Below are 3,977 nucleotides of genomic sequence, written 5' to 3'. Positions count from 1 at the left end.
GATCGACCCTGGACCAGGCCGCGCGGGGCCGGCTCCGGGCCCGCCGCGCCGAACGGGACCGGCGCGGTGGGCACACGCCCGCCGACGTGCTGGCGGACCTGACCGACGCGGCGGCCTGCGGCCTGCCCGACCTGGTCGACGACCTGCTCGCGGACGCGGCCACCGCGCTGCCGTCGTCGGCGACCCTGCGGGAGCTGCTGGGTGCCCTGGACCTGCTGGACCGGCTGCGCGCGGGCCACCTCCCCGGCACACCCGGCGACGTGCTCGACGCGCACCCGCTGCTGGCGCGGGAGCTGGAGACCGCCGCGGTCGGCCTGCTCGACGGCCTGACCGGGTCCGAGGCCCCCGAGGACGCGCGGGCCTAGGTGGAACTGGGCCAGCGGCACGACGCCCACGGCGCGGGCCTGCGGCTCGCGGCGTCCCTGCGGCGGCTGGCCGACGAGGGCGCGCCGCTCATCGCCGGCGCGGCGGGCGCGGCGCGGGTCCTGCTGGGCCTGCTGCCACCGGCCGCGCTGGGCGAGCGGATCGCGTCCTGGGTGGACGGCGCGACCACGCCGGAGCGGCGGGACGTGCTGCGGCGGTCGTTGACCGGGGTGCTCGCGGCGGCCGGCCCGCTGCTGGAGACGCCGGAGGCGCTGGAAGGGCTGCTGACGCGCGTGGAGCGGCTGGCCGACCGGGACTTCCTGGACCGGCTGCCCGCGCTGCGCGGCGCGTTCACCTCGATCGGACCCGCCGCCCGGGCCCGGGTCCTCGCGGTGGTGGAGGAGCGCACCGGCACGGCGGTCGACCGGGCCGGCGAACCGGACCCCGAGCTGCTCGCGGTCTGGCTGGAGGCCGAACGCGCCGGGGCCGGGGCCCTGCTGGCGCACGGCCTCGGCCGACCCCGGTCGGTCGCCGGCGAACCCGCCGCCGAACCCCGCGCCGAGGCGGCCGAACCGGCGGACCTGCCGGTGGCGGTCCGGTGGCGGCTGGTGCTCGGCGCGCGCGGCGAGCGACCGGCGGGCGCGGCGCGCTACGCGGCGGCGCTGGACGAGCTGTACGGGGCGGACCGGGGCGAGGGCGCGTCGGGCGGCGACCTCGGTGCGGACCGCTCGACGCCGTTCCCCGACGTGCGGGAGTGGTCGGAGGAGCTGCGTGAGCTGTTCGGCGAGGGCGTTCGCGAGGAGGTGCTGGCCGCAGCCGTGGAAGGCGGTCGCCTGGAAGCGGCCCTGGAGATCGACGCCGCTTCGGTGCGCCCGTCCGTGGAGCTGCTGCGCGCCGTGCTGTCGTTGGCGGGCGGCCTGTCCGAGAGCGCCGTGGCCCGGCTGCGGCCCCTGGTGGCGCGGCTGGTCCGGGAGCTGACCGCGCAACTGGCCAACCGCGTGCGGCCCGCGTTGACCGGGCTGCGGCTGCCCACCCCGACCCGTCGGCCGGGCGGGGGGCTGGACCTGCCGCGGACGTTGCGCGCCAACCTGGCCACCGCGCGCCGTGACGCCTCGGGACGGGTCCTGGTCGTGCCGGAGCGGCCGGTGTTCCGCACGCGCGGGCGCAAGGCGGCCGACTGGCGGCTGGTGCTCGTGGTCGACGTCTCCGGGTCGATGGAGGCGTCCACGGTGTGGGCGGCGCTGACCGCGTCGGTGTTCGCCGGCGTGCCCGCCCTGTCGACGCGCTTCCTGGCCTTCTCCACCGAGGTGGTGGACCTGAGCGAGCGGGTGTCCGACCCGCTGTCCCTGCTGCTGGAGGTGCGCGTGGGCGGTGGCACGCACATCGCGGGCGCGCTGCGGCACGCCCGCTCCCTGGTGACCGTGCCGGAACGGACGATGGTGGTGCTGATCAGCGACTTCGAGGAGGGCGGCCCGGTCGCGCCGCTCGTCGCGCAGGTGCGGGAACTGGTGACCTCCGGCGTGACCGTGCTGGGCTGCGCCAGCCTGGACGACACGGGCGTCGCGCGGTACTCCGCGTCCGTGGCCGGGGCGCTCGTGGCGGCCGGGATGCCGGTGGCCGCGCTGAGCCCGGTGGAACTGGCCCGCTGGGTGGGGGAGAAGGTGCGCGGATGACCCCGACCCTGCCGCCCGTGGCGCCCGCCGTGGTGGCGGACGTGCTCGACGCGCTGCCGCCGCGCCTGCGCAAGCGCGTGGACACCGCCCTGGACAAGGCCGCCTCGTGGACCGTGACCGCCTCCGCGGCCACCGCCCGCGCCGAACTCGACCCGGAGACCACCCTCACCTGGACCCTGCGCGACGGCGTGCTGACCGAGGCCGCCGACCTGGCCTGCTCCTGCCTGCTCGCACCGAAGTGCCTGCACCGGGGCATCGCGGTGGCCGCGGCCGAGATCGCCGAACCGGACACCTCCGCACCGGACCCCGAGGTCGGCCCCGGGGCTCCCGGGAGCCCGACGGCGGTGGGCGGTGGCGCGGAGGACGCCGGGAACCCGGCGGTGCCCGCTCCCGTGACCGAGGCCGAACGACGTGCGGCGACCGCGCTCTGGGAGGCGTGCGCCACGATCCTGCGCTCCGGCGCGACCGGCAGCGGCGCGGTGGTCCGCGCCGAACTGCTGCGGGCGGTCCACAGCGGACGCGTGGTCGGCCTGCACCGCGCCGCCGCGACCGGCCTCCGCATCGCCTCGTCCCTGGCCGCGGCCCGCACCAACGACTCGTCGTTCGACCGGGAGGCGCTGGCCGCCGACCTGGTAGACCTGATGCTCCTGTGCCACCACCTGCGCGCCCCCGCCGGTTCTTCCCCCGCCGGTTCCGCCCCCACCGACCTCGCCGAACTGCGCGGCACGGCGCGGCGCGAGTACCACCCGATCGGGGCACTCCGCCTGTACGGCCTGTGCACCGAACCGGTGGTGGCGGCCTCCGGCTACGGCGGCGTGGTCACCCACCTCGTGGACGACACGGGTCGCCTGTGGACCGTCCCCGCCATCACCCCGGGCGGACCCGAACGCGTCACGGCCGCCGCCAACGGGCCGGTCGCGATCGGTGAATCCGGCCTGTCCCACCGGGAGCTGGGCCGCTCCGGCCTCCTCCTCTCCGGCGGCACGGCCTCGGCGGACCACCGGCTGGGCGCGGGCAAGGCGGTCCGCGCGGTCGCCGCCACCGGCACGCCCTGGGACGCGCCACCCCTGGCGGAGCTGTGGACCCGCCCCTTGACCGACCAGGTGACCCGGGCCCACGACGCCCACACCCGCCCCGACGGCCACCGCCCGGCGGCCGCGGACCTGCTGTTCCTCGACGCCACCGTGCTGGGCCCCACGGGCCCCGCCCTGCGCGTGGCGGTGGGCGGCGCACGGGTGGACCTGGTCGGCGCGGACCAGTGCGCCCACGACAACCTGCGCGTCCTGGCCACCGCGAGCGGCCTGCGCCTCAAGGTCGTCGCCCGCCTGCTGCCCGACCGCCCCGGCACCGCCACCGCCCTGGCGGTGTCCGGCGACCTGGACCTGCCCACCGACCTCCGCCACCACGTGGACCTGGGCCTGGACCGCCTCCAGCACTCCTACCTGACCAGCCACGACACCAACACCCCGACCCCCGCCCCACCACTCCCGCCGTCGCCCACCCCCAGCCGGGTCCCACCCCCGCTGCGCCCACTGGCGAACGTGCTGCACCGCACCGCCCTGGGCGGCCGCGCGGTCACGGCGATCTCCTCGACCGCGCGCGAGGTGACCACCCTGTCGCGCACCGGCCTGACCACCACCGCCGACCTGCTGGCAGACCTGGCCGCCACCTCGCGCGACCGCGAGCGCGACGCCTTCGGCCGGGTGGTCCGCGACGCGGGCGACGACTTCCCCCTGGCCTGGCTCCGAGCCGGCGTGCACGTCCGCGAGTTCACCCGCGCCGCCGCCCGACGAGCCTGGCTGGACGCCGCGAACGCGCACCACACCGTGCCGGACCGGACGACACGCAACACCTGACCGGAGGACACGCCCTCACCGGCGTGTCCTCCACCCAGACACCGCGAGTCGTACGTTCAAGACACGCGAGTCGTACGCCCAGACC

The 3,977-nt window shown here is 77.8% G+C and carries 2 protein-coding genes and 1 pseudogene; all 3 read left to right on the top strand.

Going from position 1 to position 3,977, the window contains the following annotated elements; translation table 11 throughout:
- Positions 1 to 8: 8 nt before the first annotated feature.
- Positions 9 to 1,205, top strand: a pseudogene (locus ACFV4N_RS40815) (DUF5682 family protein); the annotation flags it as partial.
- The gene (locus ACFV4N_RS40810) at positions 1,182 to 2,036 is read left to right on the top strand and encodes a VWA domain-containing protein (protein ID WP_499678053.1); all 855 of its coding nucleotides are present in this window, start codon (positions 1,182 to 1,184) and stop codon (positions 2,034 to 2,036) included. The pseudogene ACFV4N_RS40815 and the gene ACFV4N_RS40810, both read left to right, overlap by 24 nt.
- Positions 2,033 to 3,892, top strand: a complete 1,860-nt coding sequence (locus ACFV4N_RS40805) for a hypothetical protein (protein WP_499678052.1) — start codon at positions 2,033 to 2,035, stop codon at positions 3,890 to 3,892. The genes ACFV4N_RS40810 and ACFV4N_RS40805 overlap by 4 nt, the downstream gene beginning before the upstream one ends.
- Positions 3,893 to 3,977 lie beyond the last annotated feature (85 nt).

It is taken from the genome of Actinosynnema sp. NPDC059797, from assembly GCF_042732085.1.
In the GTDB taxonomy this organism is placed as follows: Bacteria; Actinomycetota; Actinomycetes; order Mycobacteriales; family Pseudonocardiaceae; genus Actinosynnema.
Note: the sequence above shows the minus strand (reverse complement) of the source record. Positions and strands in the feature narration are given on the sequence as shown.